This window comes from Stanieria cyanosphaera PCC 7437 (genome assembly GCF_000317575.1).
GTDB classification, from domain to species: Bacteria; Cyanobacteriota; Cyanobacteriia; order Cyanobacteriales; family Xenococcaceae; genus Stanieria; species Stanieria cyanosphaera.
Genome location: NC_019748.1, coordinates 1,536,217 through 1,555,734, shown reverse-complemented (window position 1 = coordinate 1,555,734; position 19,518 = coordinate 1,536,217). Strand labels below are relative to the sequence as shown.

General features: G+C 36.9%; 18 protein-coding genes. 4 read left to right on the top strand and 14 right to left on the bottom strand.

Annotation, left to right across the window (positions count from 1 at the left end):
• Positions 1 to 80: 80 nt before the first annotated feature.
• From STA7437_RS06810 to STA7437_RS06770, 9 genes are all read right to left on the bottom strand, one after another.
• Complete coding sequence (locus tag STA7437_RS06810) at positions 81 to 2,432, bottom strand: ATP-dependent helicase (protein WP_015192641.1); 2,352 nt, start codon at positions 2,430 to 2,432, stop codon at positions 81 to 83.
• Between the two features lie 180 nt (positions 2,433 to 2,612).
• Complete coding sequence (locus tag STA7437_RS06805) at positions 2,613 to 3,641, bottom strand: chemotaxis protein CheB (RefSeq protein WP_015192640.1); 1,029 nt, start codon at positions 3,639 to 3,641, stop codon at positions 2,613 to 2,615.
• A 606-nt stretch (positions 3,642 to 4,247) separates the two neighbouring features.
• Positions 4,248 to 5,471, bottom strand: coding sequence for a geranylgeranyl reductase (chlP, locus tag STA7437_RS06800; RefSeq protein WP_015192639.1), 1,224 nt, complete (start codon positions 5,469 to 5,471; stop codon positions 4,248 to 4,250).
• A gap of 245 nt (positions 5,472 to 5,716) precedes the next feature.
• Positions 5,717 to 5,899 carry a CsbD family protein gene (locus STA7437_RS06795; RefSeq protein WP_015192638.1) on the bottom strand — a complete coding sequence of 61 codons (183 nt, stop codon included), beginning with the start codon at positions 5,897 to 5,899 and terminating at the stop codon, positions 5,717 to 5,719.
• A 73-nt stretch (positions 5,900 to 5,972) separates the two neighbouring features.
• Positions 5,973 to 6,155, bottom strand: a complete 183-nt coding sequence (locus STA7437_RS06790; RefSeq protein WP_015192637.1) for a CsbD family protein — start codon at positions 6,153 to 6,155, stop codon at positions 5,973 to 5,975.
• A gap of 50 nt (positions 6,156 to 6,205) precedes the next feature.
• A complete protein-coding gene (locus tag STA7437_RS06785; protein WP_015192636.1) occupies positions 6,206 to 6,388 on the bottom strand; it encodes a CsbD family protein in 183 nt (60 codons plus the stop codon).
• A gap of 421 nt (positions 6,389 to 6,809) precedes the next feature.
• Positions 6,810 to 6,971, bottom strand: coding sequence for a rubredoxin (gene rd / locus STA7437_RS06780; protein WP_015192635.1), 162 nt, complete (start codon positions 6,969 to 6,971; stop codon positions 6,810 to 6,812).
• A 46-nt stretch (positions 6,972 to 7,017) separates the two neighbouring features.
• Positions 7,018 to 7,785 (bottom strand): ChaB family protein, encoded by a 768-nt coding sequence (locus tag STA7437_RS06775; RefSeq protein WP_015192634.1) that lies wholly within the window; start codon positions 7,783 to 7,785, stop codon positions 7,018 to 7,020.
• Between the two features lie 123 nt (positions 7,786 to 7,908).
• Positions 7,909 to 8,448 (bottom strand): Dps family protein, encoded by a 540-nt coding sequence (locus STA7437_RS06770; RefSeq protein WP_015192633.1) that lies wholly within the window; start codon positions 8,446 to 8,448, stop codon positions 7,909 to 7,911.
• A gap of 200 nt (positions 8,449 to 8,648) precedes the next feature.
• Here STA7437_RS06770 and STA7437_RS26500 point away from each other — a divergent pair, with 200 nt between their 5' ends.
• Entirely contained in the window at positions 8,649 to 8,786 is a 138-nt protein-coding gene (locus tag STA7437_RS26500; protein ID WP_171815441.1) for a hypothetical protein, read from the top strand.
• A 159-nt stretch (positions 8,787 to 8,945) separates the two neighbouring features.
• Here the strand turns inward: STA7437_RS26500 and STA7437_RS06765 are convergent, their stop codons facing one another.
• From STA7437_RS06765 to STA7437_RS06745, 5 genes are all read right to left on the bottom strand, one after another.
• Positions 8,946 to 9,281 carry a HetP family heterocyst commitment protein gene (locus tag STA7437_RS06765; protein ID WP_015192632.1) on the bottom strand — a complete coding sequence of 112 codons (336 nt, stop codon included), beginning with the start codon at positions 9,279 to 9,281 and terminating at the stop codon, positions 8,946 to 8,948.
• A gap of 107 nt (positions 9,282 to 9,388) precedes the next feature.
• Positions 9,389 to 10,972 (bottom strand): HlyD family efflux transporter periplasmic adaptor subunit, encoded by a 1,584-nt coding sequence (locus STA7437_RS06760; RefSeq protein WP_015192631.1) that lies wholly within the window; start codon positions 10,970 to 10,972, stop codon positions 9,389 to 9,391.
• Positions 10,973 to 11,554: 582 nt separating this feature from the next.
• Positions 11,555 to 14,728, bottom strand: coding sequence for a peptide cleavage/export ABC transporter (locus STA7437_RS06755; RefSeq protein ID WP_015192630.1), 3,174 nt, complete (start codon positions 14,726 to 14,728; stop codon positions 11,555 to 11,557).
• Between the two features lie 268 nt (positions 14,729 to 14,996).
• Positions 14,997 to 15,452, bottom strand: a complete 456-nt coding sequence (locus tag STA7437_RS06750) for an SRPBCC family protein (RefSeq protein ID WP_015192629.1) — start codon at positions 15,450 to 15,452, stop codon at positions 14,997 to 14,999.
• Between the two features lie 14 nt (positions 15,453 to 15,466).
• Entirely contained in the window at positions 15,467 to 16,072 is a 606-nt protein-coding gene (locus STA7437_RS06745; RefSeq protein ID WP_015192628.1) for a TetR/AcrR family transcriptional regulator, read from the bottom strand.
• Between the two features lie 211 nt (positions 16,073 to 16,283).
• Here STA7437_RS06745 and STA7437_RS06740 point away from each other — a divergent pair, with 211 nt between their 5' ends.
• The 3 genes from STA7437_RS06740 to devC all read left to right on the top strand — a co-directional run bounded on the left by STA7437_RS06740 (position 16,284) and on the right by devC (position 19,426).
• Positions 16,284 to 16,856 carry a TetR/AcrR family transcriptional regulator gene (locus STA7437_RS06740; RefSeq protein ID WP_015192627.1) on the top strand — a complete coding sequence of 191 codons (573 nt, stop codon included), beginning with the start codon at positions 16,284 to 16,286 and terminating at the stop codon, positions 16,854 to 16,856.
• Between the two features lie 22 nt (positions 16,857 to 16,878).
• On the top strand, positions 16,879 to 18,201 hold the full coding sequence (locus STA7437_RS06735) for an ABC exporter membrane fusion protein (protein ID WP_015192626.1): 1,323 nt from the start codon (positions 16,879 to 16,881) through the stop codon (positions 18,199 to 18,201).
• A 73-nt stretch (positions 18,202 to 18,274) separates the two neighbouring features.
• Positions 18,275 to 19,426 (top strand): ABC transporter permease DevC, encoded by a 1,152-nt coding sequence (gene devC / locus STA7437_RS06730; protein WP_015192625.1) that lies wholly within the window; start codon positions 18,275 to 18,277, stop codon positions 19,424 to 19,426.
• Positions 19,427 to 19,518: the final 92 nt, after the last annotated feature.

Genomic DNA, 19,518 nt, shown 5'->3' with positions numbered 1-19,518 from the left:
ATGACAATTTAATTTTATTTATTTGGCAATTTTAGAAGAGTTGAAGAAATCAAAGAGTGATCGCATTTGACCCAATTTCTTTACTTCATAACTGATTCAGGAAACTGACGCGCTAAAGTAGGTAAAATAGGACAGGGTTTTTTAGTTTGTAAATTGGTTGGTTTATCTCCGCGAAAAGTATTCCAACGAAAAGGGCCAATTGCTGCTGCGGACATCCATAGTAAACGTTTTGCCCTAGTCATGGCGACGTACAACAAACGAAATTCTTCAGCTTGTTTCAATTTTCCTGCTTCTCGCCAAGCTTCTAGGGGTTGAGGAATCAAAAGTGATTCAATTTCTCCTTGATATTGGTTGTGAACGATCGCTCTTATTTGAGCGCGAGCAACTTCTGCTAAGGTATAGTTACCGAGAAATCTACCTGAAGTTGGAATCCAAGGTTGACCAGGCAAAATATCTTCGTGTAAAAAAGGAATAAAGACATAATCCCAATCTAAACCTTTGGCTTTGTGCATAGTAATAATAGTAAGTTGTCCTGAACGAGTATATTGGTCGTCGTGATCTTCTTCAACTGCTTCAAATTTTTCGGAACTAACTATTTCTTCCAAAGCGCGAATAGTATTCGGCAGGGAACTATGTCCAGTAATTTGTTGATTGACTCGTTCGGATAATTTTTGTACTGTAGCTAATTCTGAACCAGTATATTTTAAAGTCATCCCTAAAAAAGGAATTAATTGATAATGAGGTAATTCAATACGGGCGCGTAAGATATTGCAGCAGTAACGACGGACTTGTTCGATGTGAGGTTTAGCTTGGGGTTGCAGAGGAGTCGGATAGAGAAATTGTTCGGGAAAGGTTGCTAAGGCGTTTAAGTCTTGAGTAGCAATTAAACCTCTTTGTTCGATTACTTCTAAAGCTGCTTTGAGGTTATCTGGTGAATGGGGACGATAAATAAATTGTAAAAGTTTGAGAATTTCTTCGGGAATTTGGCAATGTCTATCTACTTCCCCTACTTCATAAACTCTAATTTGGTGTTCTCTTTGTAAATAAGCGAGTTGTTCGGCGAGGAAACGTCCTTGACGATTTTCCCTAACTAAAATAGCAGCGTTTCTTTCTTGATTTCCTTCTAGTAATTTTTTGACTCGTTCCCCAATCAAGGTAACAGTATGATAAATATCATCGGGTTGATAAATTTCTAACCCTTTTCCTTCAGGTTCGGGATTAGCTTCTGGTTGAGGATCATTTTGAGATACAGTAGCGATATTTTGTAAACGAAAAGGCAAATCTAAATTATTTTGCTTGTTCTCCTGCCGATTCATCCACTGCAACGCGAAATTAGCTGCTTTAATAATAATCTCACTACTTCTTCCCGCCTGATTCATAGTGGCAAAGTTGCCTTGTTGTTCACAATGACGACAAAACCAATTGAAATAAATCGGATCTGCGGGAGTAAAAGTAGAATTAATTGCTTGGTTAGGATCGCCCACTCGTACTAAATTAGCAGGTAAATCGGGATCAAGATCATTTTCAGCCAAAATTGAGATTAATTGAGCTTGCAGAGGGCTAGAATCTTGCGCTTCATCTTCAAACACCGCAAAAACTTGATTTTGCCACAATTGACGCATTGGTTCATACTTCAATACCCGTAAAGCAGCCAGAATCATGTCATCGTAATCAATTAAATTACGCGATCGCATTAGTTGTTGGTATTGTTGATACAATCCTGCTGCAATCTCTAAAATACCGTATTCATCTGTAGTAAGTTGGCTAAATTTTTGTAAGTCTTCTGGTAATAAACCAGAACTTTTGGCTTCTCTTACAACTGTATAAGCTAAATTAGGCAAAATTTCAGTTCTTAATACAGATTGTCGGCGTAATCTTTCCGTTTCTTCGCCATCAAACTGAATTCCTTCGATCAGCATTGCGTAACGACGAGGATTTTCGGCAATCCATTTATCTACTGCACCCTTAATTACTCGATGACCAACCGTAGGTACAACAATGGTAACTCGATCCAAGTTTAGTCCTGATAACTCTCGTTGAGAATTAGCAATATTTAAAGCTAAACCGTGAAGAGTCTGAACTATAAAACCACCAGGCGGTAGATACAACTCTTTTAAAAGATTACGGATCTTCGTTTTGATACTAGCTGCTGCTGAACGAGTATAAGTTACAATAACTAATTGCTTACGACTATGTAGTTGATGTTTAGCTATTGCGATCGCTGCTGCTACGGCTAAACTATGAGACTTTCCTGCACCAGGTACGGCAGAAACAGCCATTAACCCACCATTCCAATTAGCTAGATTTTCTTGTCCTGGGCGTAAACTGTTTCGTAGTTGCTGTAATTTTAATTTTAGCCAAGCAGAGTGTTCTAAATCAGTTGAGGGTAAATTAGCAACAGTAGAAGCAAGACGATCCGAATCCAATGACATTATCAATTCCAAGGAAGGCAACTGGTTATGATATTAACAATTTTTTAGGCAATAGTACTTTTTTAGTACATTAATTATGGTTATTGTCCTTTTATTTTGTTGAAGGCAAATCTTTCTAAAAATCAAATCGCTGTAAAAAGAGATTACAAAACCTCATGTTTGGAACGATTAATAATAGCATCACGAAGTTTCTTGTTTAGGTTTCTCTTCGGTAGAAAATACTGAAATATCTTTGAGATTGTAAATTAAATTACGGATAAGCATAGCGTGTTCAAATGCTTCTTGAGAACGTGCTTGATGGATATTTGCTAGGTTGTTAGAACCTTTTTGAGCATATTGCTTGCTCATATTTTCTAAGAGACGACCTCGTTCTTCTAAAGTTCGCAGTGCGATCCAAAGTGCCTTTTCAGTTGCTTCATTCTGTTCTGTAAGTAAAGTACTGCTTGTAAAAGCATGACCAGTATGACACCGATAACGCAGAGGCGAATTGTGACCAATTTGCCATAAACGACCTCCGCAACTAGGACAACTTGAGAAAACAGGTTGACCAATTCGATCCATAATTTCTGGTTCGGTGATGCCATTTTTCGTAATTGAGGCTTCTATCCGCAAATTTTCAGGAATTTCTGTGATCATAGGTGGAGTTTGGCGAACTCGTTCAATCAAAATATTAGCTATACCGCTTAAAGGAACAACCCAATCTACTTCGACATTAGCGATCGCACTTTTGGGCATACTATTAAATTCTGCTTCATCTGGGTCTTGGACAATTGCCATTCCGCCACAAGTTTTAATCGCTTGTAGTCCAGCAGTACCATCATCTAACATTCCCGTCAGAATCACACCCGTTACATAGGATTTATAAGTTACGGCAGCCGAGCGAAAAAGTGGATCAACAGCAGGTCGCACTCGATTCTCGCGAGGACCACGGATCACTCTGATATAGTTTTTTTCTAACGTCATGTGAAAATCAGGAGGTGCTAAATAAATACGACCAGACTCAATCAGTTCTCCATCTTTCGCAAAGGCAACGGGAAGTTGACCAGCTTTGTTTAAAATTTGAGGCAAATTGCTACGAGATTCGCTGGGAAGATGCTGCACAATATGTATTGAAGCTGGAAAATCTTTTGGTAACTGACTTACCAGAGTTTTTAAGGCTCGTATCCCCCCAGCCGATGTACCAATGGTAATAATATGATGATTGTTCAATGGTGGTTTTTCCTAATTATTTAGTTCGCTTGCTCTACAATTAATTTCACAATGCCACCTTGACTATAGAGACAAACTTGATTGCAACTGATGAATTTTTTTCCTTTATTAATTTTATTCAGTTTTTTTGAATTGAAGCAGAGTCTAATATTATCCCTCTTCTGTCAGACTCCGAAAACTTTTATCCTTTCTAAATTCTGGAGTCTTTATATAGAAAAGGATTGCTCGATTTTTTTCTAATAAGAAAAACTCAAATTAGAAAATGGCTGTAATCCCTTCCCTGTAAGGATCTATCTCGGAGAGTGACAAAAGAGGATTATACCAATTCTCGAAACTAGCTAGATATATAGCCCAATCATTTCTTATTAAAATTTATTGTCAAATGTATTGCTAGTTTTGCCTTCTAGCTTTTTAATTTTGATTTTGATTTTTAACTAAGTCTCTTGTTACTTTTGATAAATGGTATTATCAACAGCAAAATAAGCGATCGCTTATAAAATAGTTAGCAATAATTTTTAATCTTTTGGTTATATAAGTATCAACAAAAAAAAGCATCAAATTGAAAAATTTGGTGCTTCGATCAATAAGCCTGAATAATATAACTAACTAAGGAGCTAAGGCATTACCTCTTAACAAACTACCAAGAGTTTTTGCGGTAATCTTCATTTGTTTGAGTGGATTAGCAGGAACTACGGTTTTGTAGAGATAACTATCAAAAGTTAACTTCTGGACATCGACATCCGCACACATTTCTACAAAGGCTTCGCGAGTAGCGTCAGTGCGGTAGAAAACTCTTTGAAGAATATCTAACACCAAATAAGTCATACCGTACTTCTTATCCCAACGTTTGAGATAAACTTTGAGATCAGCTTCGGTGGGAATACGCTGTCCTTGATTAGAAGCTTCAACAATAACTTCTGCACACATTCTGGCGGACTTGGCAGCGAAATAAATACCTTCACCAGAAGACTTAGTTACTGTACCCGCAGCGTCTCCTACTAAAGCTACACGACCAACCACACGACGAGGACGAGGATGTTCGGGGATGGGGTGTGCTTCTACTTTAATAATTTCTCCACCTTCAAGTTTGCGTGCTGCACGAGTGCGAATTCCTGCTTGAAGATCTTTAATAATGGCTTTGTTAACCTTCATAGTTCCCGTACCTACCGCTACGTGGTCGTATTTAGGGAACACCCAAGCGTAGAAATCGGGCGACACATCATCACCGACGTACATTTCTGCCAAATCTTCGTAATATGCCATTTTATCTTCTGGCAGCCGAATTCGTTCTTGGAAAGCGATCGCGTAATTGTAATCTCCTGCATCAATGGCTTTAGCAATGCGAGAATTCGCTCCATCAGCACCAATTACAAGATCTGCCTTGAGAGTTTTCATCACTCCTTTAGCATCACCATTAGAATGGTCGGCATAGTGAATTGTATAAGGATCTTTATCGTTGTTTGGTATATCTAATTGATAAACAGTACCGTTGATTAAATTTGCACCTAATTTCGCAGCGCGATCGCGCATAAAGCCATCGAGAACTTCCCGACGACACATACCAATGTATTCGTCATCTTTGAGTGTTTGACCAATATTAACTTCAATATTAGATGGCGAAATCATTTTCATCTTTCGCACACGGCGATCGATAATTTCTGGAGGTAGGTCAAATTCGCTAACCATACAGAGAGGAATTGCACCACCGCAAGGTTTAGCGTTATCTAATTTTCTTTCAAATAAATAAGTTTCAATACCTGCTTTTGCTAAAATTTCGGCGGCAGAAGAACCAGCCGGACCCGAACCAACAACTGCAACCCTTAATGTCAAGGCTTTTCTCCTCTATCTCATCTCTAGCTAAGGACAAGAGTTGAGTGGCTTGATTGCTCTCCTCAAAATGTCCATACGAGATCGCATACTATCACGGACTGCGGTGTTCTTCGCCTTAGATCCCTTGAGAAACGTCAAATTTGCAATAGAGCTTAACAACTTTTGTTACAAAACTTTAGTCTCAAAATAAATCGAGGCTGAATCAGAAGTTTTCCGATCAGCCCCGAACTAAATTATAAGTTTAATTAACCAATTGCTTTTTTGAGGTCATCTTTGGCATTTTCAACCATGTGACGAACCTGAGCTTCAGCCTGTTTAGCTTTACCCTCAGATTTATCTTGAGGATTTCCAGTAATTTCGCCGAGCATTTCTTGAGCTTTACCTTCAATATTTTTTAGGGTAGCTTCTACTCGATTTTCTGTACTCATAGATCTTGTAAAACTCCTCGTTTTTTAATAAAAATAATGCCTGAATTTTTATAAAGTGATTTTGATTTAGATATTAGTCGACAGCTTTTTTGAGGTCATCTTTAGCATCTTCTACAGAATGACGAACTTGAGCTTCACCTTGTTTGGCTTTACCTTCAGCTTGGTCTTTGGGATCACCTGTCACGTTACCAATAATCTCTTGAGCTTTACCTTCAATGTTTTTAGCAGTAGCTTTTGCTCTATCTTCAATACTCATAATTTCACCTTTTGGTTTAATTTTTGTTAGATAAATAATTAACAAAGTTATTAGTCAATTGCTTTTTTAACTTGATCTTTAGCATCTTCTACAGAATGACGAGCTTGGGCTTCACCTTGTTTAGCTTTACCTTCAGCTTGGTCTTTAGGATCACCTGTCACGTTACCAATAATCTCTTGAGCTTTACCTTCAATGTTTTTAGCAGTAGCTTTTGCTCTATCTTCAATACTCATAACTGATTCCTTATTTACTGTTATTTCATTTTCTAGATTAATAAACAATTGCTAATTTTGCTTCTATCTTAAGATTGAAACTATTTTGCTCTTTATTTTAAGTAAAAATTATTAAGTAATAGGGAATTAATAGATAGTATTTTAAATATTAAAAAAAAACATAAAAACCATAAAACAACTTATATTATTTAGGTTTTAATCCAAAAAAGATTGTTTTTTCTGGCAATTAGACCTTAAATAATCTAAAGTCTTAATTATTAAATAATAAAAAAATAAAATGGTAAATCTAACTTTTTAATCATAGTCACTACTTAATTAATCTATCTAAAGATAGATAAACAAAAAAAAAGCAGAGCCTTTAATTTGCAGATCTCCGCTTTTATTATCTTTTACTCACCTTTGGCAATAATAAATTTGCTACTTAATCAATAGGTTCAAACATAGATTTATCTACGCCACATTGGGGACAATACCAATCATCTGGAATATCTTCAAAAGCAGTACCAGGTTCAATCCCAGAATCAGGGTCACCTTGTTCGGGGTCGTAAATATATTGACAAGCCGTACACTGGTATTTTTGCATTGAAATATTACCTTAATAACTTTTGTTGCCGAAAATCTTGAAAAACTTAGGCATTTACTTTTGTTTTAGACCAGACTCCGTTGTCATCTTCATCATATTTTTCTTTAATGCTTTCCCAAGCTGATTGTTCTGCTTGCATGGGATTGTTGGTTTCATCAAAAACTTGGTTATAACGAGTGATAAAATCTTGTTGAGCTTCTGAAGATAGGTGAGTACGAACTTCTGGTGATAAGCTTTCAGGACTGTCACAACGACCTGAACAAGCACGGGGTAAAGTAGTTTCGCTAACGTTAATTTCTTCACCGCCTGCACTTTCAATCAATAATTGATATTCGCCAGAACGGTCAGCAGGAACTTCTGCCATGACAAGAAATTCTCCTGCTTTGAGACGAGTTTCATATACAGTTGCTTTGTCTTCTGGCATACCGAGAGTAGCTAAAGCTGAAGCTAAACCAGCACCTGCACTACCAGCTAAAGCACCCGTAGCTGCACCTAAGAGTACCGCACTAATTGGACCTGCTGCCACTACTGAACCAATAAAGGGAATAAATAATACACCCACGCCAGTAAGCAAACTAAGAAGAGAACCAAACAGAGAGCCAAAGATTGCGCCAGAACGTAAACCGCCAAAAATTACATCTTTTTTGGTCACAAAACCAGCAATACGAGTCTGGGATTGAAAATTTTGTCCCATAACAGAGATGTGGTCTTGAGGTACACCACGATCTAATAAGCGTCTAACTACGTTGTCTACCTGACTTTCTTCTTTTAAAACTGCGCTAATTGTGCGTTCTGCTTGATAGGTTTCCGCCATAATAAAATTTTTCCTTGTGATTAAGCCTAGTCTTTGGTGTTTTCTTGATAAGAACAGAAAGAGTATCGCCCTTAATAAAGGGCGAATAATTAATTTGTGACTGTTTTAGTCTTTAAAGAAGCACTATGCTTTAACAGTAGGTTGAGTTTCTGAACCAGGGCGATCGCCACTGGGTTGTAGATCTTCACCTTCTAGGAAAGAACGTAGCATCCAAGCCATTTCTTCGTGTTCTTCCATCATGCCAGTGAGGAAGTCTGCTGTTCCTTCGTCATGATATTTTTCTGAACACTGGTCAATATGTTCTCTAAGGTTACGAATAATTTGTTCGTGGTCTTGTACCAGACGATCAACCATTTCTGTTGCGGAAGGTAAATCGTTGGCGTGTTCTTTGATAGAACTATGTTGAAGAAAACCTGCTGCTGTTCCTAAAGGATATCCTCCCAAAGCACGAACTCTTTCTGCTGTTGCGTCAATGTTGGTAGTTAAGGCTTCGTAATGTTCTTCCCATAACTGATGGAGAGTACGAAACTGAGGACCAATTACATCCCAATGATACTTTTTGGTTTTAATCAACAGTAAATATAGATCTGCTAGATCACGGTTTAATAGGTCGATGACACCATGACGTTCGTCTTCGCTAAGTCCAATATTTAGTTTAGGCATTATGCTAAAAGTTTATTTTTGTCACTGCATTTTCAGTAAATCAAAATCACGTGAGTCTGCGCTTCTATCAGTCGAATGGTTATCACTCTTCCTTGAGATAGATATAAAGATAAAGAAAAAGAGGCAGAAAGTAGAAGGACGGGGCTTTTAAAGACGCGAACCTGCGTCGCGTCACAGCCCCTCCAGAAGGCAGGAGGCAGATGTTAGATGTACTTCATGAATTTGAGAAACGCTATAGTTATAACCTTGATGCGATCGCTACTGTTGTCAGTACGGCAGCTATAAACAACCAAGCTTACAAAACTAGAATCGTTAATTTCTTTAATAAGTACATTTAAACCGACATGATATAACTATTCAACAGGACTTCAGATGAAACCTTTTTCTGTATTGCTTTGCAAGTTTCGATTTACTTTTGAGTCCTGATACTTAGAGAGACGTAACATTTAGAGAGACGTAACATGTTACGTCTCTACTGATAACTTAATTAGGCTATTTTACCAGGGAAAAAACCAACCTTTTCCTCCTTTTAATTGAAGTTCTTGAGGTTGAACTAATTCTTGATAATTAAGGTCTTTGATTTTTGTAGTATTTGATTGAGCAGGAGATAAAGTTGTTTTGTTGCCTCTGGTCTGATGATTATGCTCTTTAATTAAACGGTTATAGGTGCGATAAGGAATGTAGTGTAAAGGATTATAACCAGCAAAACGCAGGATGAGAACACAAGCCCAAGAATACTTGCCTGCTAAAATAGCATCAACAATTTGTTCAAACTGTTCATTAGTCATAGTTCTGTCAAGTTTACTTTGAGGTTTAGAGCTATAAGAATTCATTGTTTAACAACTCCGTTAAGTTGGTGAACATATTCATGAGCGATCGCTTATTGGCAATTGAATTCGATTTTTAGCCAATAACAAAAACTAGGTAAATAGAAGGATGGTTATAACTTCACGCCATCTTTTTGTAGCTGTCGAATCGGATCGATTAGGATATCAGCAATGCGACGATGACGAATAATAATATCTGCCGTAGCAGTTTGACCCGCTTTAAATTCTATTTGTTTGCCTCGGTCTTTGATATAGTTTTTGTCAAGAGCAATATCTAGTTGATAAATTTCTCCTAACTTCTCATCGGATTTGGCATCGGCAGAAACAGATTCAACTGTGCCATTAATTACGCCATAGTCTTGATAAGGATAAGCATCAAGTTTAATTTTGACTGGCATTCCTTTAGTTACAAAACCTGCTTCTTGATTAGGAAGAGTGGCTGATAACATTAAATTAGCTCCTTCTGGAGCAATTTCGATTACGGTGTCTCCTGGTTGGACTACTTCGCCAGTATTTTGCAAGTTAAGAGTTAAAACAGTTCCGTCTACGGGAGCTTTTAAATTAAATTGAGCTAGTTTAGTCCGAGCCGTTGCTAGTAAGTTTTTCGTTTCTGCAATTTTACTCTCTAGTTGGATAATTTCTAAATCTAACTGTTGTACTTTTTGTTGAGTTTCTAAACGGATTTGTTCTCGTTCGGCTCGTTTTTGAGTTAGTTCAGCTTGTAATTGTTTGATCTCTTCAAGATTAGTGGCTAATTCTCCTTTATTTTGGGTAATTTTAGCTTCTAAATCTCTTAGTGATTGATTGGCTTGAAAAACTTGCTCGCTAGCATTGGTCATTTCTTGCAACTGACTCTGAGTAATTCTTTGCTGGGTGTCTCTCAAAGCTTGTTCAGCTTGAAAAATATATTCTTGAGAAACCGCTCCTCTGTCTGCCAAAGGTGTTAAACGCTTCATCCGTTGTTGATGAGCTTTCATTTCGGCATAGAGTTGATCGAGTCGTTGCTGTGCCATTCCTGAGAGTGGCTGCATTTTAGCTTGTCTATCTTGATAGGCTAAGGCTTCTGCTTGCTGTTGTTCTAAAAGTTGACGAGTTGTTAAAGTTTTTTCTTGAGAAATAGCGATCGCTTGTTGTTGTGCCAAAAGATTAGCAGATGCGATCGCTTCATTGGTTTTAGCTTCTGATAAAATTCTGTTTTTTAAAGCTTGTTTTTGTAATAATTCTTGTTGTGATAATTGTAAAGTTGCTTTGAGTCGATTAACTTCCTGTTGAGCTACCTTAGCATCTAGTTTAACTAAAATATCTCCTGCTTTAACCGGTTGTCCTTCTTCAACTAAGACTTGAACTGCTTGACCAACTTCTATAGGTTGAACTTTGTAAGTTTTGCCTTCTGGTACAAGTTTACCTTTAGCCTGACCTACATCTTCTACTTGACCTAACCAAGCCCACAACACAAAAGCCGAACTAAAGATTATTCCTCCTATTAATACTCGAACAGGAAAAGTGGCTGGCGGTTGTTCTAGAAACGTATGAAATGATGGTGACCAAGAATTGAGCCTAGTTTCTTGATCAGAAACAACAGGCGTAATCGAAGTAGACGTATTATTTGAATATAGACTTACTTCGTCCCTTGGTTTGTCAACTTCTAACAATTGATTTTCCTGAGATTCAGGCGAGTATGAGTTTGATTTAATCATTGGTTTTATCTCAAGCGTTAGAGTAAACAGCCAATTACTTTCTATTTTTGAAGAAAGATAATCAGGAGTTTATTTATTTGAGCTTAATTTGTGCCTGAAATCGTTTTGCCAAAATACTAATTTTTTTTGTTTAGGGCTGCCAATAGTTACTATGTTTTTTTTGCCTTGATTTATGCAAGATTATGTTTTTATTTAAATATCTTTACAGAGAATTGCTGATACTAAAATTGGGTAAAAAAGATTACTTCAAGTCAACTTTTTCGCTTATTGTTATAATGCTTTGCTATCTTTAAGATTGAATTCAAGTTAAGCTTAGCAAATTCTTTAGAGTATTTTTATTTAGTTTTTTAAATATTGCTTCCCTTCTAAAGTATTACAAGATTAACCGTACGTTAGTCAATGCCAAATTGGCAGTTTTTTGACCCGATTGTTTTTTTCAATTATCTAGAGATAGTCAATTAGTTTTATCAATGTAATTTTTAATACATCAATCAAGAATTAATTAACCTTGATTTCAACTCAACAGTATCAAACAATTTTGTGCAGGTGAAAATTTGCCAAAATCCTTGCTCTGACTAATTGTCAAAGAGATAGCTGTTGTTGAGCTAAATAATAATAAATGCCTTCTCGATCTTGCATTAAAGCTTCGTGAGTACCTTGTTGAACCAAAACACCTCGATCCAAAACTAAAATACAATCTGCATTACGTACAGTTGAAAGACGATGGGCAATAATAAAAGTAGTGCGATCGCGAGACATTCTGGTTAAGTTTTGTTGAAAACGACGCTCTGATTCAGTATCTAAAGAACTGGTAGCTTCATCTAAAATTAAAATTCGGGGGTCACCTAACAAAGCCCGAGCGATCGCAATTCGTTGTCTTTGTCCACCCGATAAATTTGCACCTCGTTCTCCAACTTTAGTTTTGTAGCCTAAAGGCATTGCTTGAATAAAACTATGAGCTTCTGCAAGTTTGGCTGCTTCAATTACCTGTTCTAAAGAAAATCCAGAACGATACAACGTAATATTCTCTAAAATCGTGCCAGAAAAAAGAAAACACTCTTGAGGAACTACGCCAATTTGCGACCGCAATGAGGTAGGAGAAATATGTTTAAGTTCGTGTCCATCAATCCAAATCGTACCGCTATTAGGTTTATAAAGACCTTCTAATAATTTAACCAAAGTAGTTTTACCAGAACCACTGCGACCTACAATAGCAATAGTTTGCCCAGGACTAACATTCAAGTTGAGATTTTGCAGCGTATTTTTATCTTCGTCTTGGTTATAGCGGAAAGTAACATTTTCTAACCTAACCTCACCCTTAATTCTCGGCAGAGTCATCAAAGGATGATTGGGACTTTCTTCGGGTTCTTCTGCAAAAACATCATTGAGTCGTTCTACTGAAATTAGTACTTCTTGCAGTTCATCCCATAAATTAGCTAGAGACATAACTGGTTCAAGTACGCTACCTAGCAACATATTAAAGGCTACAAACTGACCAATAGTTAACTGATCCTGAATAACTAAAGTTGCACCGTACCATAACAACGCAGTGCTACCAATCGATTGAATCAAACCATTAGCAGCTTGTAAATTAATCCCCAATTTTTGACCACGAAAGCGAGCGTTTAGAAAATTAGTTAATCTCTCTTCCCAACGCCAACGTAACTCTTTTTCCGCAGCTGTCGCTTTAACTGTATCAATTCCTGTAATTGTTTCAACTAAAGCCGAATTTTGTTCTGCTGCCTGATTAAAAATTTCGCGAGAAACCTGACGTAGTAAAGGAGTAGCTGCCAAAGTCAAAATGACAATTAAAGGAATTAACCCGATAATCAACAGAGTTAATCGCCAATTGTAATAAAACATCAACGCCAGATAAACAAACCCCATCAAAAAATCTAACCAAGCCAAAATTACTTGACTTAATAAAAATCTCTGAATTTTTTGGTTTTCTTGAACTCTGGTAATAATATCTCCTACATGGCGCAACTCAAAGAATGATAGGGGTAACATTAAAGTATGACGAATAAAACCGCCAATCATCGTCAAATCGAGCCGATTTGATAAATAACTGAGGAGATATTGCCGAATTGCTGTCAAACCAATTGCCCAAACTCCAAAGAGAAATAATCCTACAGCAAAAACATTAAGTGTGGTTAAACTTTTGTTAACTACTACTTGGTCAAGAATAATTTGAGTAAATAAAGGAGTAATTAAGCCAAATACTTGAATTAATAAAGAAGCAAAAATAATTTGTATTGCTAAAGAGCGATAGGGTATCAGTAGCCGAAAAAACTGCCCTAAAGATCTTTTTTGATTGGGAATGGCAAATAAAGATTCAGTCGGATCGACTAATAAAGCGTATCCTGTCCAACTGTTGAGAAAATCTTGTCGAGGTAGCCACTTTAATCCTATAGCTGGATTGGCAACTAACAAGCGATCGCCTTTAATTTGATAAACTACCACATAATGATCGCCCTCCCAATGAGCTATCCAAGGATTTTGGCAGTCTACTAAACTACTTAAACTAGCTCGCACAGGACGAGCTTCATAACCTAGGCTTTCTGCTGCTTGAGCTAAATGTTTTAAGGAAGTGCCACTACGTCCGACTTGAGCTAATTCTCTTAACCAATTGAGACTAAAATTTTTCCCCCAATATTGACTAATCATCGACAAACAAGTAGGTCCGCAATCAGCAGCACTTTGTTGTTGCATAAACGGGTAGCCTAATTGCCAACCGCGTCGTAATTTTTTTGTCGAAGGAAAATCAACGACTGGAGACTCTTTTGGTTGACTAGTTAAGGTTGGTTGTTGAGGAGTAGGAACTGGTACGTTGGTTTGAATTTGAGTATTAAGTTGTAATACTGTTTCTGATGATTGAATATTTTTAGTCGGACTTTTTGCAAGTAAAGAAGGAATGCCAAAGATGTTGCCTAATTCAGGAATATTAGTTAACGCCGTTTGCCAATGCTCTTGAGGTAAGTAATATACTAATAATTCTGTTTTGCTATAAAGATGGGCCGGAGTTTCTTCAGGATAACCCCAAGAAAAACCAACTTGACCAGATTCTCCCTCAATTTCTCCTCGACGCAACCAAAATCTACCCGATTGACTTTTGGTTATGTCTGCAATTGATTTTTCTGCAGGAATAATTAATTCTTTAATAAAAGGTATTAATGGTTCTAGTCGATAACTGGGAAGAAAACTAAGATTAGTTTTGGTTTTGAAAAAAAATAAGCGGTGATGTTGTTGGGTTGCTACTCCCCATTGATTGCGTAAAGGAGGTAATTTCTCTAACCAACGTCTAAGTTTTTCTAGTTTGATTTTGGCTACCTTAACTTTTGTTGTGGCAGCTTTAGCTTGATAGGAAATATACTCTTCTGAAGCAAGATACTGTTTACCAAATAATAAATCTCCACCAAAACAATCTCTTTCAGAAAGTTTGGCGGTAGAAACTTGTCTCTGGCGATCGCGGTCAAACACCAGCAATCTGACTTGACCTTGAATAATCCAATAAAAATATTGAGTTCCTTGAGGATTTTCTTTTGAAGAAAAATTAGAATTAAGTAGATCATCCCCTAACTCAAACTCTCCTAATTCCCAATCCTGAATAAAACTTGCAACTATATTGCGGTCTGGTTTTGGTAGTGCGGAGTTAGTGTAAAGCTCTTTAACTTGTTTAAATAACCATTGTTTGATTAAAGTATTATCCGTTAACTTCTCGACTGGAAACTGCTCCAAAAAACCTTGTGTGTCCATTTATTGAACTCTCAAAAAATTTTAATAAGAAGCAGCCCTAAATCAATAAAATTAGTAATTATGTATTTTGGCAGTTACACTCTTTGGCAGGAGAATGTAACTTGATTGGCAAAAAAAACAAATCAGTAGATTCACTTAGTATTATATACGAAATTTTTGACTAGCTCTCAGCATATTTTAATTAAAATTTTAGATTCATGAAGTTTCGTTGTGATTAATAATACTGATTTAAGCGAATTATTTGTGGAAACATACACAAATTTAAGATCTAATCATTTTTCCCTGGGCATTCTCGTTGAGTTACCTGATGGCGATAACGAAACATTTCTTGAAGTCGAGCATTAACCCACCAACCCAACAAAAATTCTGCTAACCATCCTCCTGGTAACTCATATTCGATGGTATCGATGAGTCGGGTTTTACTCTCTTCTTGAATAAATTGATGGCGATGTAGCCAAGATTTCATTGGACCGATTACCTGAGTGTCAACAAATAATTGATTGGGTTTACATTCAATATGTTCGGCTATCCAACGGATGGGGAAAATACTTAGTAACAAACGAAACTCAGTAATTGCACCTATGCTCAACCCTCCTTCGCGACGAATAACTTTAACTGGTTGCCAAGGTGGAGTTAAAAGATCGAACAGCTCCGCTCTTTCGTAAAATTGCCAGACAACTTCTGGCTCTGCATCAATTAAACTAGAGTATTGAAAACGCAGCATTGAATTTCCTGGAATTATCTAAGAATTAATTCAATTAAATTATCCACATAGCGATCGCTTTCCATAGGCATAATTGCTTTTCCGTGAAGTACCTCTTGAGTCAACATGAAATAAATTAAAGAACCGATAAATATTCTAGCGGTGGCTTCTGGATCGCTAAAGTTTAAAGCCTGATTAGTTTGGAAATACTGAGCAAGAATTTCTGTTGCTGGTTTACAAAGATTATTCAAAAATAATTGAGATAAATCTGGTCTAGTACTTGATTCTGCGACTATCAATCTCACAAAATTGAGATATTCTTCGTCTTCTATTTCCGTTATTATTCTTTGGGCTATTTGTTTTAAGATTTGTTTTGGTTCTCCTGCAAGTGGTTGTGACCAAACTAACTGAAATTTGTTCGTAGCTATCTGTTCAACTAACGCTGTGAATAGTCCATCTTTGTCACTGTAATAACTATACAACGTTTGTTTGGAAACTCCTGCCGATCGCGCTACTTTATCCATACTGGTGCGAGTGTAACCGTGTTGAAGAAATTCTGGTAAAGCACCGTGCAGAATTTGTTTGGCTTTATCAGTAAAGCGTTGATGATAAATCTGTTTGTCGCGGTCAAATTTTTTCATATATTTGTAATTTTAGTGTTTTTCTCAACCTTCTATTTTATTGATTGACAAAATCAAACTGTACAGTCTAGTATAATGACTAAGCAATCAAACTGTACAGTCTAGTCAAATTAAAGATTAAAAATGTCACTTAAAACATACGCTTCCGTATTGACAATCTTAGTTTAAGAAATGTAAACTTAAAACATACGTCACAGTATGGAAAGCAAAAGTGGCTCTACAGAAAGAAGACTGGATTAAAGCAGGTTGGTTACTGATGGCAGCTAAAGGAGTTGAAGCAGTCAAAGTAGAGGTGCTAGCTCGTCAACTAGAAGTTAGTAAAGGTAGTTTCTATTGGCATTTTAAAAACCGTGACGAATTACTCGAAGCTATTTTGCAGAGGTGGGAAGAGCAAACAAAGTGGTTCATAGAACAGTCTCAATTAGCAGCAACTCCTCAAGAGCGTTTATTCAAACTATTTGCTTTAGTCGAAGAAGTTTGTCAACAACCAGATCCTGAACCAGCAATTTTTCTATGGGCAAAAAAAGTTCCAGCAGTACAAAAACGAGTACACGATCTAGAAAGTAAACGTGTCAACTATTTAGCCGAATTATTAACTGATTACGGTTTTGAAACAACCGAAGCTAAACAAAGAGCCGAAGTTGCTTATCTTGCTTTAATGGGTTTTGCTGACCGCCAAGAAAGAGACAGCAATTTTGAAGGTAATTTGGGCGAATTTAGCCAATTTCTACTTCTTTTATTATTGTCTCCCCTAAATAAATCACAAATGCTAACGAAATCTTAAATCACATCTTCTTTTTACAACTATGGGCGAATCAAAATATCTTGACAAAATGCTCTCGTTGAAGCCAACTAAACAGTTGATCTTACCTTTATCCTTGGCTGGTTTAATCCTAGTCTCGGCTACAGCCATCTATACTGTTAATCAATCAGCACAGCGAGAGTCTGCTCAATCTGCGTCAGTCCAAACAAAAGTCCCAGAAATTCAAGCAGTTACGGCAATTGGTAGAATTGAACCCCAGGGTGAAATGATTAAACTAGCACCCTCTCCCGATTTAGGTGGAACAAAAATAGCCCAATTACTCGTTCAAGAAGGCGATCGCGTTAAACAGGGACAAACAATTGCTATTCTGGATAATTATGACCGTTCTCAAGCAGCCGTAGCCGTAGCCGAACAAGAAGTAAAAGTAGCAGAGGCAAATTTAGCTGTAGTTAAAGCGGGAGCAAAACAAGGAGATATTACTGCTCAAGCAGCACAGGTAAACCGAGTCAAAGCCGAACTACAAGGTAAACTAGTTACTAACGATGCTGAAGTGGCTCGTCTTCAGGCACAACTGCGAACCGAAACAGCCGAAAAACAAGCCACCATTGACCGTTTACAAGCAGAATTAAATAATGCCCAAAGCGACTTTCAAAGATACCAAAAACTAGCACAAGACGGAGTAATTTCTGATTCTGAACTAGATTCCCGTCGTTTAAAAGTAGATACGGCTCAAAAAAGTTTAACCGAAGCTCAAGCTACCTATAATAGAACTTTAACTACTCTGCAAGAGCAAATCAAACAAGCTCAAGCCATTGCTCAACAAGACAGACAAACTCTGCAACAACAAATAACAGAAGCAGAAGCTACTTTAGATAGCATAGCTGAAGTAAGAGATGTTGATGTCATTCAAGCTCAAGCGCAATTAAATAAAGCGAGCGCACAACTGCAACAAGCCAAAGCAGACTTTGCTCAAACTTATGTTAAAGCACCTACAGATGGACAAATTTTAAAAATTAATGCTTACCCTGGAGAATTAGTCAATCAAGAAGATGGGGTAGTAGAATTTGGGCAAACCAACCGCATGATGGTTATTGCCGAAGTTTATGAAAGCGATATTAGTAAAGTCAAAGTAGGGCAAACCGCAACAGTTCGTAGTGAAACAGGAGCATTTCCAGGCGAAATTACGGGAAAAGTTGAGCAAATTGGTTTAAGAATCGGAAAACAAGCAGTTTTCGACACCGATCCTGCTGCCGATGTTGATAGTCGAGTAGTAGAAGTAAAAATTCTGCTCGATCCTAATTATAGCGATCGCGTTGCGGGTTTAACCAATTCTAAAGCGATCGTCAAAATTGATATTAGTCAGTAGGGGCGAACAGCCGTTCGCCCGTACATTAGTCATTGGTCATTAGAACAAAGGACAAACAACAAACAACAAAATTATGAAAACACCTTTGGCGTGGTTACAATTAAGTCACGAAAAAATTCGTTTACTTGTCGCCCTAGCTGGTATTGGTTTTGCTGATATGTTAATGTTTATGCAGCTAGGATTTCAAAATGCTTTATTCGATAGTAGCGTCACTCTTCATAAAGCAATTGATGGCGATGTTTTTTTAATGAGTCCAAAATCCGATGCTTTGGGTTTTACAGAAACTTTTTCCGACCGACGTTTATATGAATCTTTAGCCATTGATGGAGTTGAATCAGTAGTTCCTTTATATCTCAATTTTGGTTCTTGGAAAAATCCCATTGATCGCAATACTCGTAATATTTTAGTGATTGGTTTTAATCCAGCTAATAATATTTTAGATTTACCTGGAGTAACTCAAGCCAATCTCGATAAAACTAAATTAGAAGACTATGTTTTATTTGATGATAAATCTCGCCCAGAATTTGGAAACATTCCTCAATTATTGCAGCAAAAACCAACAGTAACTACTGAAGTTTCTGCTCGTAAAGTTACAGTTGATGGATTATTTTCTCTGGGAGCATCTTTTGCTGCGGATGGAAATATTATTACCAGTGATATTAATTTTTTGAAATTATTTCCTGAGCGGAAAGAAGGTTTAATTGATATAGGGGTAATTAACGTAAAACCTGATGCAAATTCAGATTTAGTTTTATCACAATTACGACAAAAATTACCTCAAGATGTGAGTGTTTATTCCAAAGAAGAGTTTATTCAACACGAAATTCAATACTGGCAAAATAGCACTGCGATCGGTTTTGTGTTTACTTTAGGTACAGCGATCGGTTTTATTGTTGGTACAGTAATTGTTTATCAAATTCTTTATACAGATGTTGCCGATCACTTATCAGAATATGCCACACTCAAAGCAATGGGCTACAAAGATTCTTACTTCATTATTTTAATATTTCAAGAAGCAGTCATTCTAGCTTTATTAGGATTTCTTCCAGGATTTGCTATTGCTAAAGGGTTATATTTTTTAGCAGCTAATGCTACTGCTTTACCTTTATATATGACGACAGGAAGAACGATTACTGTTTTGATTTTAACTATTATTATGTGTTGTGCATCAGGAACGATCGCAGTACGTAAATTAAGTGCAGCAGATCCAGCAGATATCTTTTAGTAAAGTGTTATTAGTTATCAAAAACTTTGATTAATTAAATCTGAAATTTTTAGCTAAAATAATCATTGATTATCATAAAACAAAACAATTGT

Excerpts from the sequence above, each read along its gene's own strand:
- STA7437_RS06750 (WP_015192629.1), bottom strand. The coding sequence starts at position 15,452 with ATGCTGCGTTTTCAATACTCTAGTTTAATTGATGCAGAGCCAGAAGTT.
- STA7437_RS06770 (WP_015192633.1), bottom strand. The coding sequence starts at position 8,448 with ATGCCTAAACTAAATATTGGACTTAGCGAAGACGAACGTCATGGTGTC.
- rd (WP_015192635.1), bottom strand. The coding sequence starts at position 6,971 with ATGCAAAAATACCAGTGTACGGCTTGTCAATATATTTACGACCCCGAA.
- STA7437_RS06765 (WP_015192632.1), bottom strand. The coding sequence starts at position 9,281 with ATGAATTCTTATAGCTCTAAACCTCAAAGTAAACTTGACAGAACTATG.
- STA7437_RS06745 (WP_015192628.1), bottom strand. The coding sequence starts at position 16,072 with ATGAAAAAATTTGACCGCGACAAACAGATTTATCATCAACGCTTTACT.
- STA7437_RS06795 (WP_015192638.1), bottom strand. The coding sequence starts at position 5,899 with ATGAGTACAGAAAATCGAGTAGAAGCTACCCTAAAAAATATTGAAGGT.
- devC (WP_015192625.1), top strand. The coding sequence starts at position 18,275 with ATGAAAACACCTTTGGCGTGGTTACAATTAAGTCACGAAAAAATTCGT.
- STA7437_RS06735 (WP_015192626.1), top strand. The coding sequence starts at position 16,879 with ATGGGCGAATCAAAATATCTTGACAAAATGCTCTCGTTGAAGCCAACT.
- STA7437_RS06755 (WP_015192630.1), bottom strand. The coding sequence starts at position 14,728 with ATGGACACACAAGGTTTTTTGGAGCAGTTTCCAGTCGAGAAGTTAACG.
- STA7437_RS06790 (WP_015192637.1), bottom strand. The coding sequence starts at position 6,155 with ATGAGTATTGAAGATAGAGCAAAAGCTACTGCTAAAAACATTGAAGGT.
- STA7437_RS06785 (WP_015192636.1), bottom strand. The coding sequence starts at position 6,388 with ATGAGTATTGAAGATAGAGCAAAAGCTACTGCTAAAAACATTGAAGGT.
- STA7437_RS06810 (WP_015192641.1), bottom strand. The coding sequence starts at position 2,432 with ATGTCATTGGATTCGGATCGTCTTGCTTCTACTGTTGCTAATTTACCC.
- STA7437_RS26500 (WP_171815441.1), top strand. The coding sequence starts at position 8,649 with ATGTTAGATGTACTTCATGAATTTGAGAAACGCTATAGTTATAACCTT.
- STA7437_RS06775 (WP_015192634.1), bottom strand. The coding sequence starts at position 7,785 with ATGGCGGAAACCTATCAAGCAGAACGCACAATTAGCGCAGTTTTAAAA.
- STA7437_RS06760 (WP_015192631.1), bottom strand. The coding sequence starts at position 10,972 with ATGATTAAATCAAACTCATACTCGCCTGAATCTCAGGAAAATCAATTG.